Here is a 15,618-nt window from a genome sequence, read left to right as displayed (position 1 = left end):
TTCGGCCAACACAATCCGTCTTGATGAAAGGCCAGAGGTCAGCTCCGGTACACCGGCGGAACAAGACCGGCCTGGAACCAAGTCACGAAAGACACGATTGAAAACACCGGCAGCCCGGTCGCCTGCTGAATATCCGGCGCATAGGGGCACATATTCGTGCACTCCAGAACTATTGCCCCAAGATCGGGATGGTCCGAGGCCAATGCGATTGCGGCCTCGACATTGTCCTCCCGGGCTTTCTGAACATTCAGATGCGGTTCATTGCCAAGAATTGCGCGGGTGAATTCCCGCCCACCCTCGGTTGTGCCGATTGGCGTATCCAAGGGGACATTGGCGGCCTGAAGATGATCACTGGTCAGGGTGGATGCCGAAATGGTCAGAATGCCCGCGCGCTTTCCCTTGGGAAGGATACGATTCACCATTTCGACCTGCATCAAGGACGAGGTGACGACGGGAACCGGAACGGCCTCGGCCAGTTCCTTTTGGAACAGGGACAAGAACCCGCAATTGGTTGTTATGCCATCTGCGCCGTCTTTGACCAGCTCTTGCGCGGCGTCGATGAAGACCCCGAGCATACCTTCGGCCCGATGCCGGACCACCCGATCGGGCGAGGCATCCCGGACGACGCGGTACAGCACCGGAAACGGCCATGTCTGAGCATTGCCCATGTCGCCGGGAATTCTTGGGAATTGCGCGTCCAGCATGAGGATTCCCACCGATGCGCCATAAATGGATTTGCCGCCCTGCGCGATCATCCCTGCGCCTCCTCGATAATGCGGGTCGAGATGTCTTCGGCCCCTTCCATGTAGATGCTGGTAATCCCGTGGCGCACTGCGTCCTGAACCTGATCCATTCGTTTCGTGATATGAGCCGCCAGAACCCGGGCCGCCTCATCAGCATCCCGATCCAGAAGGGCCTGCATGACGTGTTTATGTTCGTCCTTGGACTTCTGCACCCGGTCCATGCTCATGGAAATCCAGCGGATATAGCGGATACGCTCGTTGATCCGCGTCAGAGTTTGCAACAACTCCATGTTCCCTGACAGTTTTGCGATCCCCAGATGGAACGCTTCGTCCCGGGTCACTGCCTCTTCGATCGTCAGGCCGGTGATGTCGATGCCCGTTTCGTAAAGTTCATCACGCAGTATTTGCAGGTCTTCATCCGTCGCCCTGGCGCAGGCGGATCGGGCCGCCGCGGATTCGATGATCTGGCGCAGCTCGAAAAGGTCGAACACGCTTTGCGCATCCAAGGGACGACAAAAGAACCCTTGCCCCGGGCGGAAATCGAACAGCCGTTCGGCGACCAGACGATTCAACGCTTCACGCAACGGCGTGCGGCTGACGCCCAGGTCCCTGGACAGAGCGACCTCGTTCAGGCGGTCACCGGGCCGCAGGCGGAAGGACACCGCCATGGCTTTGACCTGATCATAGATATCATCGACACGTGGTCCCGCCATAAACCCTGCCTTTCTTCCGTTGATTCACAGGTGCCACACACAGTTCTTGAAATCAATATACAAAACTGTATACAGCTTTGTGTGCAGACGTGAATCGAAGGAGTCGCGAACGATGACAGGAACGAATTACCTGACCGGAGCCGAGGCAATGGTGCGCATGCTCGAGGCGCATGGCGTCACCCATATGTTCGGTCTGTGCGGCGATACCACCTTGCCATTCTATGATGCGCTCGCCCGATTGGATCACGGCATTCAGCACATTCTGACCCGCGACGAACGGCACGCTGCCTACATGGCGGACGGCTATGCTCGTGTGACAGGCAAGCCCGGCGTTTGCGAAGGCCCTTCCGGCGGTGGTGCGACCTACATTCTGCCGGGTGTGGTCGAGGCCAATGAAAGTTCGGTTCCAATCCTGGCGATCACGTCCGATGTGGCGACGACCAGCCGTGGAAAATACCCTTTGACGGAACTGGATCAGCCAGCGTTGTTCCGCCCGCTGACGAAGTGGAACGCGTCTCTGGATGATGCTGCCCGTCTTCCGGCCATGGTTCGAGCGGCGTTCCGGGCGATGACAACGGGAACACCCGGCGCGACCCATCTGGCACTGCCGTTTGATACGCAGAAGGCACAGGTGGACGAAGCGGAAATCTGGGCCGACAAGCGGCATCGCAGCTATCCCGCAGAGCGGGCTGCCCCCGAACCTGATGCCATCGAAGCAGCCGCAGCCATTCTTGCCCAGGCCAAATCCGCTGTCGCGGTATGTGGCGGCGGCCCGGTTCTGTCCGGCGCAACCGATGCGTTGCGCCGCGTCGCCGGTCTGCTGGATATGCCCGTCGCCACAACCGTTTCAGGCCAAGGGTCCATCGCCGAAACCGACCCTTTGGCCCTGGGTGTCGTCGGATCGAACGGCGGCATCCCCGCGACACGCGCCGTGGTGGATCAGGCTGACGTTGTCCTGTTCATCGGGTGCCGCGCCGGTTCGGTCACGACCGAACGGTGGAGAAGCCCCGGGCGCAACGCCACGATCATTCACATCGACAGTGACCCCATGGTGATCGGCGCAAACTATCAGACCGAAGTGGCGATTTGCGCCGATGCCCGTCTGGCGTTGGAGGCACTTGCTCATGCACTGGAGCAACGGCAGGACCTGAACGGTCAAGGCGGAACAGCCAAGGCCCGCGCCGCATGGGAGGCCAAGGCAGCGGCGTTTGCCCCCTTGGCTGCAAGTCGGGAAACCCCGATACGGCCTGAGGCCGTCATGGCGTCCCTGATGGACATTCTGGACGACGATGCGATTGTGGTCGCTGATCCCGGCACCCCCTGCCCCTATTTCAGTGCGCATTACCGTTGGCGGCAACCCGGGCGGCATTTCATCACAAATCGCGCGCATGGAGCACTGGGCTATTCTCTGGGGGCGGCCATGGGTGCACATGTTGGGCGGCCCTCGGTCAAGACGCTTGCCGTCATGGGCGATGGTTCGTTTGGGTTCGCCTGCGGTGAGTTTGAAACGATGGTCCGGCACAAAATGCCGATCACCTCGATCGTGTTCTCGAACTCGGTCTTCGGATGGATCAAGGCGGGTCAGGATGCTGGGTTTGATCAACGCTATTACAACGTTGATTTCAACCGGACCGACCACGCCGCTGTCGCAGCCGCCTTTGGAGTGAAATCATGGACGGTCAAGGACCCTGAGGACTTGCCGAAAGTGTTGAAACAGGCCGTCGAACATGATGGCCCCACATTGGTCGACATCCATTCGCAGCAGCTTCACGACGCCGCTGCACCTGTGTCGGAATGGGTCGCGTAAGAGGCAATCGACGGGGTCAGCTGGGCCAGAAACTCCTGCGCAATCGTGGACAGGGGGCGCCCCTTTGCGGTGATGATTGCAAGATCCAGCATGACGGAAGGCCTGAACGGGCGGGTCTGGTACCCGCTCTCACCGTCGAACGTCACGGTAAAGGGGTCGATCATCGCGACCCCCATGCCCTGTTTCACAAAACTCAGCAGGTTCTCGGACAGGTGCGTGTGGATCTGCGTCCGCCACGTGCGCCCGGATGCCTGAAAGATGTCACGGGTTCGTCGGTGGGTTTGGTGTTCCGGGCCCATCACGATGAAGGGCTCGTTTTCCAGTATTTCCGGTGTCAGAACGTCGTATTCGGCCAAGGGGCTGTGTTCTGGAAAAGTCGCCAGCGTTTCGAACTGAAACACCTGATAGTTCAGCGTGTCGTGCAGGATCGGCATCTCGACAATGCCGATTTCAAACAGGCCGGAAATCACCCATTCCTGAATCTTGGATGAATACTGCGACTGGAAACTGACGGACAGGTTGGGGCGGCTTTTGGCAAAACGAGCGATCTCGCGCGGCATGAAACCAAATGACAGAAGATGCGGCGCCGCAACCTGCAACTGACCGGGATGCTTGTTCTGCAAATCCGTCACGGCCTGCGCCACGTGATCCAGCCCGCGCACGACCGTGTCGACTTCGCGGAACAGCAGCTCGGCTTCCGGAGTGGGCAGCAAACGGCCCTTGTTGCGCTCGAACAGAGGCAGTCGCGCTTCGCGTTCCAACTGAGCCAACAGATTGCTGATACCAGGCTGGGATATCCCAAGTACCGACGCCGCACCGGTTACGGTTCCGGTTTCCATGATGGCGTGAAACGCTTGAAGCTGGCGAAAGCGCAGGGACATCGGTAATCACATCATTTTTTCTGATGAACTGTCGAAGATATAGTATTTGAAATGATATGCCCGTCAAGGCAGGCTTCCGCTCATCCACAGGGGGCGGAATGAGCGATCTGGCACAAAACATCATCGGTTACGACCTCTGGCACCTGAAGCTTCCGGTCACGTCCCGCCGGGATCACGGTATAGGATCCGTCGAAGGCGTTTGCGAAGTCGTCATACTGCGACTGACCTCCGAGGATGGCACACAGGGATTCGGCGAAGCGTCACCATGGTCGGTGTTCACCGGCACCCCGGAGGCGACTTTCGCGGCGCTGGACCGATACTTGCGACCCCTAGTTCTTGGCGCCAGCGTAAGTGACCGATCGGCCATCATGGCACGCGCCGCCTATGCCGTGGCGCATTGCACCGAGGCCAAGGCCGCGCTGGAAACCGCTCTGCTGGATCTGGCCGGCCGTATCAGCGGCATCCCGGTCTGGTCTTTGCTGGGCGGTCGTTGCCGCGGCACCATTCCGCTCAGCTGTTCCATCGCCAACCCGGACTTCTCTCAGGACATAGACCTGTTGGCGCGGTTGCGAGAGGACGGCGTGCGGATTGTCAAACTCAAGACCGGGTTCAAGGATCACGCCTTTGACATCATGCGGTTGGAGTACCTTGCGCAGAACTGCCCTGAATTCTCGGTCCGCGTGGACTATAATCAGGGGCTGAGCATCGAGGAGGCTCCGGCACGGGTGCGGGACGTGGCCCGGTTCAATCCTGATTTCATCGAACAGCCGGTTCGCGCCCATCACTTCGGCATGATGGCGAAGCTACGGCATATGACCGATGTTCCCCTTCTCGCCGATGAAAGCGTCTTTGGTCCCGAAGATATGGAACGCGCCGCGCGTGAAAGCATTTGCGATGGTGTCTCGGTGAAAATAATGAAGTCTGGCGGACTGACCCGCGGGCAAACGGTCGCCCGCATCGCGGCGGCGCACGGTCTGACGGCGTATGGCGGGGACATGTTCGAGGCCGGTTTGGCCCATCTTGCGGGCACCCATCTGATTGCCGCGACACCCGAGATCACATTGGGCTGCGAGTTTTATCAGGCGTCCTATTTCCTGAAAGAGGACATTCTGGAAGAACCCTTCCGGATCAGAGGCGGACAGGTCTGCGTGCCCGAAAGCCCGGGACTTGGCGGCAAGCCCGAGCTGGCAAAGCTGAACCATTATGCAGTGGCCAAGGCGGTTTCAGAATGAGTGAAAAGAAAACCATAGCCATCATCGGCGCCGGTATAGTCGGCGTTTCGGCCGCGGTCTGGCTGCAACGGGACGGGCACGACGTGATCCTGTTCGACAAGGCCGGACCGGGTGAAGGCACGTCTCATGGCAATGGCGGTGTGCTGGCGTCCTGTTCCATCATACCTGTGACGGTTCCCGGACTGCTTGGCAAAGCACCCAAAATGCTGCTGAGCTCCTCGCAGCCGCTGTTTTTGAAATGGGGGTATTTGCCGAAGTTGCTCCCATGGCTCCGGCAATATCTGAGCCACGCGAACGTGGCAGACGTTGAACGGATCGCGGCGGCGCTGACACCGATCGTCGGCGACAGCCTGAATGATCACAAGGCTTTGGCGGCAGGCACACGTGCTGAAAAGTGGATCGTGCCCAGCGACTATCTGTTTCTCTACGAGAACCGGGCTCATTTTGAACAAGATGCGTTGGGCTGGGGAATCCGTCGGAAGAACGGCTTTGATTGGCAAGAACTGGAGGGCAAGGCGTTTCACGACTATGACCCCGTGTTCAGCCCGGATATCGGTTTCGCTGCCAAGCTGTCAAACCACGGTCATATCACCGATCCCGGGCGGTACGTGAAAGACCTGGCCGCCCATGTCGAGGCTGGTGGAGGCCGGATCATCCGCGCCAATGTCGAGGACGTCACCCGCGACAACGGCCGCGTTTCCGGCGTGCGCGCGGATGGTGAGACAATCGCTTGCGACACCGCCATTGTCACGGCTGGTGTCTGGTCCGGGCCACTGGCCAAGCGACTGGGGGTTTCTGTTCCTCTTGAAAGCGAGCGCGGTTATCATCTTGAATTGGTGGCACCTTCTGCCATGCCCCGCAGCCCGGTCATGGTGGCTTCGGGCAAGTTTGTTGCCACGCCTATGGATGGGCGCATACGCTTGGCGGGTATTGTGGAGTTCGGAGGGCTGGACGCACCGCCCTCGCGCGCGCCGTTTGAATTGATGCGAAGAAATGCCCGGGCCGCGTTTCCGGGCATAACATGGAAGGAGGAAGTGGAATGGATGGGGCACAGGCCGGCCCCAGCTGACTCGATCCCGATAATCGGAGACGTGCCCGGAATCAAAGGGGCCTATATGGGCTTTGGTCATCATCACATCGGCCTGACAGGCGGGCCAAAGACCGGACGGCTTCTGGCGCAGATGATCGCGGGCAGAACACCGAACACCGACGTAAGCGTCTACGCGCCGTCGCGCTTTGCAACATAAGAACAGACCGATGAAGAACATCGGTATTTCAAAACTCGATAGGGAGAAAACGATGAAAAAACTGACAAACCTACTGGCGGCAACCGCTTTGACTGCCGCAGCGGCAGCACCGGCCGTGGCCGAGAAATGGGACATGCCGATGGCCTATTCGGCGTCGAACTTCCATTCGGCCACCGGAGCGGAATTCGCCAAATGTGTAACGACCGGAACCGGCGGTGAGATCGAAATCGTTACGCATCCATCCGGCTCGTTGTTCAAAGGTGCCGATATCAAACGCGCAATCCAGACCGGGCAAGCCCCGATTGGCGAACGCCTTCTGTCTGGCCACCAGAATGAGAACGCGTTGTTCGGTTTCGATTCGATACCGTTCCTTGCAACCTCGTTCGATGACAGTGCCAAGCTTTGGGAAGCGGCAAAACCGTCAATTGAAAAGGTGCTGGCCGAACAGAACCTGACGTTGCTTTACGCGGTGCCATGGCCGCCGCAGGGACTGTATTTCAAGAATGAGGTGAACTCGGTCGCCGATATGAAGGGCATCAAGTTCCGTTCGTACAACAACGCGACTTCGAGACTGGCCGAGTTGACAGGGATGTTGCCGGTGACGATCGAAGCGGCGGAAATCAGTCAGGCTTTTGCCACGGGCGTCGCCGAGTCGATGGTGTCTTCGGGATCAACCGGGTATGACCGCAAGGTCTGGGAAAGCCTGAACTATTTCTACGAGGTCGATGCCTGGTTGCCGCGCAATTATGTGATGGTGAATTCGGATGTCTGGTCGGGCGTGTCCGACGCCAACAAGAACATCATCAAGGCCTGCGCGGAACTGGCGGAATACGCAGGCAACTGGCGCGCCAAGGAATATACCGGTTTTACTCTGCAAGGTCTGCGTGATGGTGGCATGACCGTCGGTCCGGCATCTGAACAGATGACGAATGAGCTGAAGGAGATTGGTGTAACCATGACCAATGAATGGCTGGAAGCCGCTGGCGACGAAGGCAAAGCCATCGTCGATGCGTTCAACGCATCTAAGTAACCGTTCGGGGCGGGCGGCGTTGCACTATGCCGCCCGCTTTCCACCCAATCATAATACAGCGGGGACACCATGGCGGTATTGCGAGGGCTTCGGTCCGTTCTGGACTTCATCTATCAGGCAGCAGGGGTATTGGCGGCGCTCAGCCTGATTGCCATTCTTTTGCTGATCGTCGTTCAGATGCTGGCCCGCTGGACAGGTGAGGTATTTCCCGGAGCGCCTGACTATGCCGGTTACGCAATGGCGGCGGCATCTTTCCTGGCCTTTGCCAATGCGTTGAACCGGGGCAGCCACATTCGGGTTTCGATCCTTCTGAACTCCGTGCCGGGCGGTGTGCGGCGTATCCTTGAAATCTGGTGTTTCACCATCGGCACTGCCGTCATGTGGTATTTCTGCTGGTATGCCTATCGCTTCGTCTATTGGAGCTGGAAGTTCAACGACATCAGTCAGGGACAGGACAGAACCGCACTCTGGATTCCCCAGTCGGCGATGCTGATCGGTGCCGTGATCCTGGCCATCGCGCTGACGGATCACCTGATCCACGTCCTGTTCAAAGGTGACCATCGCATTGTCCGCGATCTGGCCGACCAGAGCCACGGAGAGTAAGCGCATGGAAAACCTGTCCGTCATCATCCTTTTCCTCTTTGTACTGTTCACCTTGCTCGGCACCGGTGTCTGGGTTGGCCTGGCCCTGATGGGGGTTGCCTGGGTCGGGATGGAGCTGTTCACCACCCGCCCGGTGGGCGACGTGATGATCACCACCATCTGGTCCGCTTCGTCGTCGTGGACCCTGACCGCCTTGCCCATGTTCATCTGGATGGGCGAAATCCTGTACCGCACGCGATTATCCGAAGACATGTTCAAGGGTTTGTCCCCCTGGATGGCCCCCCTGCCCGGCGGCTTGGTGCATACGAATATCGTGGGCTGTACTGTCTTCGCGGCGGTCTCAGGTTCGTCGGCGGCAACGCTGACCACCGTCGGCAAGATGTCGATCCCCGAACTGCGCAAACGCAATTACCCCGAACGAATGATCATCGGCACATTGACCGGCGCTGCGACGTTGGGGCTGATGATCCCGCCATCTCTGACCCTGATCGTCTACGGGGTGACGATCAATGAATCGATCACCAAGCTGTTCTTTGCCGGCATCCTTCCCGGCCTGGTGCTGGCGGCGATGTTCATGGGCTATGTCGCGATCTATTCCAAGTTGGGCAAAGACTGGAACCCGAATGACGAGGGCAAGCTAAGCTTTTCCGAGAAAGTCAGAAACTCCCGCTTTTTGTTGCCTGTGATCCTTCTGATCACGGTCGTCATCGGCTCAATGTATCTGGGCTATGCCACTGCGACCGAAGCCGCGGCGTTCGGGGTGATCGGCGGCCTGTTGCTGGCGGCAGGCCAGGGGTCGTTGAACTGGAAGACATTCACGGAAAGCCTGATGGGGGCCACGCGGACCAGCGCGATGATCGCCCTGATCCTTGCTGGCGCTGCGTTCCTGTCGCTGTCGATGGGTTTTACCGGCCTGCCGCGCGGGTTGGCCGATCTGATCGCCGGATGGGAACTGACCCGGTTCGAGCTGCTGATGGTTCTGCTGGTGTTCTACATCATTCTGGGTTGTTTCCTTGACGGGATCTCGTCGGTTGTGCTGACCATGGCCGTGGTGGAACCGATGATCCGCGACGCCGGGATCGATCTGATCTGGTTCGGCATCTTCATCGTGGTCGTCGTCGAGATGGCACAGATCACACCCCCGATCGGGTTCAACCTGTTCGTGATGCAGGGTATGACCAACCATGAGATGAGCTATATCGCACGCGCCGCGATACCGATGTTCCTGATCATGGTACTGATGGTCTTCATCCTCATCTGGTTCCCCGACCTCGCCACCTGGCTGCCCGAGAATTTGCGGCAGAGTCCCGGCGGGTAAAACGACCTTGAACCCGCTCCATCTGGCGGCCCGTCACGGGCCCCGTGTTCTGGTCGCCGGATTGGCGGCGGGTCTGCTTTTGCCGGGTTTGGCCGAGCCCATGCGGAACCTGCTGCCGCCCCTGGTCGTGTTGCTGCTGTTCGTCACCGTCCTGAGAATGGACCCCGAAACCATTTTTGGATCGTTGAGCGATCTGCACAAGGTCGCGTTCACCGTCATCGGGTTTCAATTCGTGATGCCGCTGATCATTCTGGCCATCGGATTTATTGGGGGATGGACCGGAACGCCGGTGCTTCTGTCCCTGCTGATTATGGCGGCAGCACCTTCGATTTCAGGCAGTCCCAACATGTGTCTGATGATGGGCTACCCACCTGAACACGCGATGCGAATGCTGGTTGTTGGCACTGCCCTGTTGCCATTGACAGCGTTTCCGGTGTTCCTGCTCATGCCCGAATTGGGCGACATTCAATCCGTGCTGTTGGCCGGACTGCAACTGTTGTTGACGATACTCTGCGCAACCGGCGCCGCCATCTTTGCTCGGCGTGTTTGGTTGCGTTCGCCATCCCGCTCCACCTTGTTGAATCTGGAAGGGTTGGGCACGATCACATTGGCCGTTTTTGTCATCGGCCTTATGCCTTCCGTCAGCTCCACGGCGCTGAAAAGCCCGGCCGTCGCGGCCTTCTGGATCGCGCTCGCCTGTCTGGCCAATTTCGGAGCACAGTTCATTTCGTTCCGGATGACCCGAGGGCGTCTGCCGGCAGCCAGGGCAACTGCCGTCTCTCTGATCGCGGGAAACAGAAACATCGCGATTTTCTTCGTTGCTTTGCCGCCCGAAGTCACCGCACCCATCATGGCCTTTATCGGGGCGTATCAAGTTCCGATGTACCTGACGCCAATGGTCATGCGTCATCTCTACATGAGGCAAGTCTTGCCCGAGTAGCGTTGGAGAGCCCCTTTAGGGTTTTTTATCCCCTTTCTCCGATCCTTGCTGACGTTGGGCCGGTACCTCGCCTTTAGTTCAGGCCATAAACACGTTCAGGGAAATCGGGCGAATGTTTGTCACTATTGACAGCTAATCGCACCTTCCCTATTTACTGTCAATGTTGACAGTAAAGGATATATCATGCCGATTAGAAAACTGGTCGTCGCATGTGTAATGACACTGGCTTCAACCCTCGGGGCATCCGCACAAACTCTCACTGCAACGGTGCAGGACGTGCGCAATGCAGAGGGTGATTTGATCATTGCCGTGTTCGATGAAGCAAAATCTTTCAAGGCCATGGACGTGGCGAACGCGGCGGCCTTGGCTTCCGTTCCTGCTGTCAAAGGTCAGGTTTCGGTGACCTTTCACGATCTCCCGCTTGGCACCTATGCGATTGCCGCGATTCACGACGAGAACAGCAACAGCAACCTGGATACCGAAAAGGATATCCCAACCGAAGGGTACGGCTTTGGCGGTATGGGGCAGAGCGGTCTGCCGCCGGAATTCACGGATGCCGCCGTCGCCGTCGGCACCGGCGCAACGGCAAACGTGACGCTGAAATACTGGAAATAACATGATCGGGCGCCCCTCAAATCGTGATGAGCGTTATGAGCAGGTCATGCAGGCTCTGATCAGATGTGTTGCGAGATCTGGTTTCGATGTTGCATCTCTTTCGCTGTGCTCATGGTCACGACCGTTCTTGGCTATCAGACGTTTTAGGGGCTTTTTTGATGTTCTGGACAATCCCGAATTTCCATTCCGGTCACGCTTTGCTTTTGACCGACGTAACCCGGGACAAGGACCCCATCCTGTTTTGGCTGATCCAACTCGCCTGGATGGCACTTGGCCTGTCGATGATCGCCATCGACTTTCTCTTTCGAACGTTTTGAAACTTCCTTTACAAGAGGCTCAAATGAAACCCATGCTGCACCTTTTGCCGGTCGAGGCTTACACGAGCCAGGATTGGTTCGACCGGGAAATGCGCGAAATCTTTTCCAAAACCTGGCGCTATGCCGGGTTTATGGAGGATGTCAGTGAACCCGGCCAGTACATCGCCGTGCAGGCCGGACTCAACAACATATTCGTGATCATGGGGCGCGACCGTCGCCTGCGCGCGTTCCATAACATCTGCCGCCACCGCGGCACCCAATTGATCCGCGCGGTTGGCAAAACGCAAAAGGCATTGACCTGTCCATATCACGACTGGACCTACGATCTTGAAGGCAATCTGATTTCGGTGCCGGACGAGCACGAGGAATATGGCAAGGTCGACAAGTCCTGCCTTGGCCTGAAACCCGCCAAGGTCGATATCTGGAAATCGATGATTTTCGTCCATCCAGACCCCGACGCGCCTTCCATCGCCGAATGGTTCGGCCCGGTCGAACCCCATATCGGCCCGCACGTCCCGGAAGAGCTGGTCGAATACGAAGACCTGAACACCAGCTATGAGATAAAGGCCAACTGGAAGGTTGTCGTCGAGAATTACATCGACGTTTACCACCTGAGTCATCTGCATTCGAACACGCTGCAAATGTATGATCACAAATCCGCCGAATTCCACTGGGAAGGACCTCATTACATGTTTTGGGAGCCGCCGGTGGCAGAATTTCTGGAAGATCAGGACAGCAAACTGACCGCCCCGCGCGTCATTCCCAAAGACATGAACGGCGCCTGGGTGCCGATGCTGTTTCCGGGGATTGGACTGGCCGCTTCGGAAGACGGCTGGAGCATCTTCATTGTCGAACCCCTTGGCCCGGAACTGACACGAGTTCACAACCGCGGGCGGGTGTCCAACAGCTCGGAATGGGAATTCACCAAACAGTCGATGAAGTCGTCCTCTTTCTGGTCCAAGTTTGGAATAGGCGGAAAATACGAAGCCAGTGACGCGATGGGCGAAGATGACCCGATGGTTGCTGGCGATTTTACCGGCGAAGACATCTACGCGTGCGAGCAGCAGCAGAAATCCCTGCATTCTCCGTATTTTGAAGCAGGTCCGGCAGCAAACGGTGAAAGCCCCGTCATCGAGCACCAGAAAGTTGTTCTGCAATGGTTGGGAGAAGGGAAATGAACCCACGTGACTTTTTCCCACTGCGCGTTTGCGGGACCCGAGTTGAACTGGATGGCGTGGCTAAGACCGTTATGTTCGAGGTACCTGACCGCCTGATGGACATATTCGCCTGGCGGTCGGGCCAACACGTGTCCCTGCGTTTCAATATTGATGGCAAAGAGCACCGTCGAAGCTATTCGATCTCCAGTTCACCTTACTCCGGGGGCCCGCTTCGCATCACCGTCAAACGGGTCAAGGGTGGCCGTGTCAGCAACTTCATCAACGACACGGTTCAGGAAGGACAAACCATTGACGTCATGCCGCCATTTGGCAGTTTCTGCCTGGACCCCGATGAAACGGCGCGGCGCACCCATTACTTTTTTGGCGCGGGTTCTGGCATCACGCCGCTCTACGCGATGCTGAACTCGGTTTTGACAGCCGAGCCCCATTCAGTCGCGCATCTGGTGTATGGCAACACAAACGCCAAGAGCATCCTGTTGCAGCAAGAGCTGAACGTTCTTCAGGAAGCGCATCCCGAACGTTTTACAATCAATCATGTCTTTTCGAAGCCCGGCTGGTGGTCCAGCGCCGAATATTGGCGGCAGGGTACGATCGACCAGGCCGCAATCGAAGCGTTGATCGCCGAGTATCCTCCTTACGCCCAGGACGCTCAATACTATGTCTGCGGTCCGGGCAACATGAACCAGACCGTCAAATCGGCATTGATGTCCATTGATGTGCCCGCGAACCGCATCCACATGGAAAGCTATGGTGCTGCGCCGGATCTGGACGCTGGTATTGAGGGGGTGGACGCAACCGCTGAACTGACGCTGGAAGGCGCCCGACACCTCATTTCGATCACCAAGGGGCAGACCGTTCTTCACGCAGCGCAGTCAGCGGGGCTCAAGCCACCCTATTCCTGCCAATCGGGGGTCTGCGGCGCGTGCCGGGCCAAACTGACCGACGGCACAGTTCATATGCGGGCGCGCATGGCGCTGGAGGATGAAGACATCAAAGCCGGAGAAATCCTGACCTGCCAGTCAATACCCACGGCGGGAAAACTGGCGATCAGCTTTGACCAGACCCGTCGCTGAAGAACCGATGACGCGCCTGACGCATGCCGTTTCACGCCGCCTCAGGTTCGTTCGCGGATCAGATCATGCGTCCGGCGCACAATCTCGGATCACGAAGTGCTTGGTCGTTTCTTCCACGACTTCCCAATAGCCGCGAAAGCCGTTGGGGATCAAAAAGCTGGCCCCGGTGCGAAAATCCTGACGGGTCCCGTCTTCGTGGATCAGGGCACAATGGCCTTTGACGATATAGCAATATTCGTCCTTGTCCGTGAACGCGTGCCATTTGCCCGGCGTGGACGTCCAGATCCCGGCAGACAGTTGTCCATCCGGGCTGGTGAAGTGCATTCCAATCTTGTGATGCGGATCACCCTCGACAACGCGATCGGGAAGATCGGCCAAACGCCGTTCGCTGCGCGTTGCGGGCTGATCGAAAAGGTTGAGTACCTGTGTCGTCATGAGGTCATACCCTCCTGCTGGTCGTGTATTGCGAGATGACGTGACCGGCCAATGGTCGGTCACGTGCCGGACTAGGATTTCCGCCATCCTCTAGTGAAACAGGTAGACACCCGCCAGAACCAGAGCAGCGATGAAGATCGTCTCGGCCACGATCAGAACGATGGCCTGCCCGCCTACATCCAGAATTCGCTTGAGCGACGTCTTCATGCCCACTGCCGCAATCGACACCAGCAGCGCCCACCGGCTGAGATCGGCCATGGCCGACGAGACCACTTCGGGGATCAGACCCATTGAATTCAGGACGGCAAAGATCAGAAAGCCAACCACGAACATCGGCAAAATGGGCGGGCGCTTGCCGTCTTCCTCGCTGAACTCCGCGTGGCGCCGGACAAGAAACGAGATGACCAGAACCACCGGGGCCAGCATGGCGACACGGATCAGCTTGACCAAAGTCGCGACCTCACCGGTTTGATCCGAGACCGAGAACCCGGCCCCGACAACCTGCGCGACATCGTGGATCGTGCCGCCAAGGAAGACCCCGGAAACATCGTCGTTGAATTCGAAAGCCTCGGTGAGGATGGGGTAGGCGATCATCGCGATTGTCGACAGAACAGTGACGGACAATACCGTGAAAACCAGGTTCCGCTCCGAATGCTCGTTTTTGGGCAGAATGGCCGACAGGGCCATCGCGGCCGACGCGCCGCAGATCGCAACCGATCCCCCCGTCAGCACCCCAAAGCGCCAGCCACGGCCCAGAAGACGCGCGCCCAGAAGGCCGAACAGGATCGTGAGGATCACACCGGCAATCACAACGGCAATCAGATCCGCGCCAAGGCTCATCATCAATTCAACGGAAATACGGGCCCCAAGCAGAGCCACGCCAAAACGCAGAACCGTTCGTGCCGTAAACTCGATCCCGGCTTTGCAGTCGCCTGCGTCGTCTTCGGCCAGGAAATGGAACGCGATGCCCAGCAACAAGGCCATCAGCATCGCCGGGGCACCATAATGTTCGGACAAGAACTTCGCTGCGACGGCAACAACCACGGAAACAAGGAAACCGTGCCCGTTCAAACGAACGAAAGACCGTGCCCGAAGCCACGGCGAGTTGGATGCACTCAACACCTGCATCTTACTTCCTTTGCAATATTTGAGTTGCCTTTTAGGCAAAGCCTGCTCCCACCCGCACCGTATTCGGCCCGGGTGGAGGCATGATCAGATTACAGCTCGACCTGAGCTTTCATGTCGTCGGCCGAGATTCCGGCGACGGCGACGGGTTTTTTCATTGCGTCGCGGCGGAAAGGTTCGCCGAGCTCCTGGTTGATCAGGGCCTCGATCAGCGTGGTGATGCCGTTCTTCTGGTCCTCGATCGCCTGGTTCAGCGCCGCGGTCAGCTCGTCCTGGGTGCGGGCCACGACGCCCTTCAGGCCACAGGCCTGCGCGATACCGGCGTAAGACACTTTGGTGTCCAGTTCGGTGCCCACGAAAT

Annotated in this window: 16 protein-coding genes and 1 pseudogene; 11 read left to right on the top strand and 6 right to left on the bottom strand. The window is 58.2% G+C overall.

What is annotated here, in order from left to right; genetic code table 11:
* Positions 1 to 38: 38 nt before the first annotated feature.
* Positions 39 to 755 (bottom strand): aspartate/glutamate racemase family protein, encoded by a 717-nt coding sequence (locus ACR0DJ_RS20195; RefSeq protein ID WP_425080289.1) that lies wholly within the window; start codon positions 753 to 755, stop codon positions 39 to 41.
* On the bottom strand, positions 752 to 1,456 hold the full coding sequence (locus ACR0DJ_RS20190; protein ID WP_480686132.1) for a GntR family transcriptional regulator: 705 nt from the start codon (positions 1,454 to 1,456) through the stop codon (positions 752 to 754). Before ACR0DJ_RS20190 ends, ACR0DJ_RS20195 begins: the two co-directional genes overlap by 4 nt.
* 112 nt (positions 1,457 to 1,568) lie before the next feature.
* Here ACR0DJ_RS20190 and ACR0DJ_RS20185 point away from each other — a divergent pair, with 112 nt between their 5' ends.
* Positions 1,569 to 3,263, top strand: a complete 1,695-nt coding sequence (locus tag ACR0DJ_RS20185) for a thiamine pyrophosphate-binding protein (RefSeq protein ID WP_480686133.1) — start codon at positions 1,569 to 1,571, stop codon at positions 3,261 to 3,263.
* Here ACR0DJ_RS20185 and ACR0DJ_RS20180 read toward each other — a convergent pair.
* Positions 3,224 to 4,144 carry a LysR family transcriptional regulator gene (locus ACR0DJ_RS20180; RefSeq protein WP_170347461.1) on the bottom strand — a complete coding sequence of 307 codons (921 nt, stop codon included), beginning with the start codon at positions 4,142 to 4,144 and terminating at the stop codon, positions 3,224 to 3,226. The genes ACR0DJ_RS20185 and ACR0DJ_RS20180 overlap by 40 nt on opposite strands.
* A gap of 98 nt (positions 4,145 to 4,242) precedes the next feature.
* Between ACR0DJ_RS20180 and ACR0DJ_RS20175 the strand changes: the two genes are divergently transcribed.
* From ACR0DJ_RS20175 to ACR0DJ_RS20130, 10 genes are all read left to right on the top strand, one after another.
* On the top strand, positions 4,243 to 5,376 hold the full coding sequence (locus tag ACR0DJ_RS20175; RefSeq protein ID WP_170347462.1) for an enolase C-terminal domain-like protein: 1,134 nt from the start codon (positions 4,243 to 4,245) through the stop codon (positions 5,374 to 5,376).
* Positions 5,373 to 6,623 (top strand): NAD(P)/FAD-dependent oxidoreductase, encoded by a 1,251-nt coding sequence (locus ACR0DJ_RS20170; RefSeq protein ID WP_480686134.1) that lies wholly within the window; start codon positions 5,373 to 5,375, stop codon positions 6,621 to 6,623. The genes ACR0DJ_RS20175 and ACR0DJ_RS20170 overlap by 4 nt, the downstream gene beginning before the upstream one ends.
* A 52-nt stretch (positions 6,624 to 6,675) precedes the next feature.
* Positions 6,676 to 7,653: a TRAP transporter substrate-binding protein gene (locus ACR0DJ_RS20165; protein WP_170347464.1), complete on the top strand. Its 978-nt coding sequence runs from the start codon at positions 6,676 to 6,678 to the stop codon at positions 7,651 to 7,653.
* 69 nt (positions 7,654 to 7,722) lie between these two features.
* Positions 7,723 to 8,256 (top strand): TRAP transporter small permease, encoded by a 534-nt coding sequence (locus ACR0DJ_RS20160; protein WP_257601315.1) that lies wholly within the window; start codon positions 7,723 to 7,725, stop codon positions 8,254 to 8,256.
* Positions 8,257 to 8,260: 4 nt separating this feature from the next.
* Positions 8,261 to 9,574: a TRAP transporter large permease gene (locus tag ACR0DJ_RS20155; RefSeq protein WP_257601314.1), complete on the top strand. Its 1,314-nt coding sequence runs from the start codon at positions 8,261 to 8,263 to the stop codon at positions 9,572 to 9,574.
* A 7-nt stretch (positions 9,575 to 9,581) separates the two neighbouring features.
* Positions 9,582 to 10,514 (top strand): hypothetical protein, encoded by a 933-nt coding sequence (locus ACR0DJ_RS20150; RefSeq protein WP_257601313.1) that lies wholly within the window; start codon positions 9,582 to 9,584, stop codon positions 10,512 to 10,514.
* Positions 10,515 to 10,697: 183 nt separating this feature from the next.
* Positions 10,698 to 11,129, top strand: coding sequence for a DUF2141 domain-containing protein (locus ACR0DJ_RS20145; RefSeq protein ID WP_480686135.1), 432 nt, complete (start codon positions 10,698 to 10,700; stop codon positions 11,127 to 11,129).
* Between the two features lie 158 nt (positions 11,130 to 11,287).
* Positions 11,288 to 11,446, top strand: a complete 159-nt coding sequence (locus tag ACR0DJ_RS20140; protein ID WP_425080283.1) for a hypothetical protein — start codon at positions 11,288 to 11,290, stop codon at positions 11,444 to 11,446.
* A gap of 23 nt (positions 11,447 to 11,469) precedes the next feature.
* Positions 11,470 to 12,624, top strand: a complete 1,155-nt coding sequence (locus tag ACR0DJ_RS20135; RefSeq protein WP_425080282.1) for an aromatic ring-hydroxylating oxygenase subunit alpha — start codon at positions 11,470 to 11,472, stop codon at positions 12,622 to 12,624.
* Complete coding sequence (locus ACR0DJ_RS20130; protein ID WP_171120813.1) at positions 12,621 to 13,697, top strand: 2Fe-2S iron-sulfur cluster-binding protein; 1,077 nt, start codon at positions 12,621 to 12,623, stop codon at positions 13,695 to 13,697. The genes ACR0DJ_RS20135 and ACR0DJ_RS20130 overlap by 4 nt, the downstream gene beginning before the upstream one ends.
* Before the next feature lie 63 nt (positions 13,698 to 13,760).
* Here ACR0DJ_RS20130 and ACR0DJ_RS20125 read toward each other — a convergent pair whose 3' ends face one another.
* The 3 genes and pseudogenes from ACR0DJ_RS20125 to ACR0DJ_RS20115 form a co-directional block, all read right to left on the bottom strand.
* Entirely contained in the window at positions 13,761 to 14,132 is a 372-nt protein-coding gene (locus ACR0DJ_RS20125) for a cupin domain-containing protein (RefSeq protein WP_170347472.1), read from the bottom strand.
* Between the two features lie 90 nt (positions 14,133 to 14,222).
* On the bottom strand, positions 14,223 to 15,260 hold the full coding sequence (locus ACR0DJ_RS20120) for a YeiH family protein (protein WP_480686136.1): 1,038 nt from the start codon (positions 15,258 to 15,260) through the stop codon (positions 14,223 to 14,225).
* Between the two features lie 89 nt (positions 15,261 to 15,349).
* Positions 15,350 to 15,618: pseudogene (locus tag ACR0DJ_RS20115) on the bottom strand (sulfoacetaldehyde acetyltransferase); the annotation flags it as partial.

It is taken from the genome of Ruegeria sp. BF10 (assembly GCF_056538725.1).
Note: the sequence above shows the minus strand (reverse complement) of the source record. Positions and strands in the feature narration are given on the sequence as shown.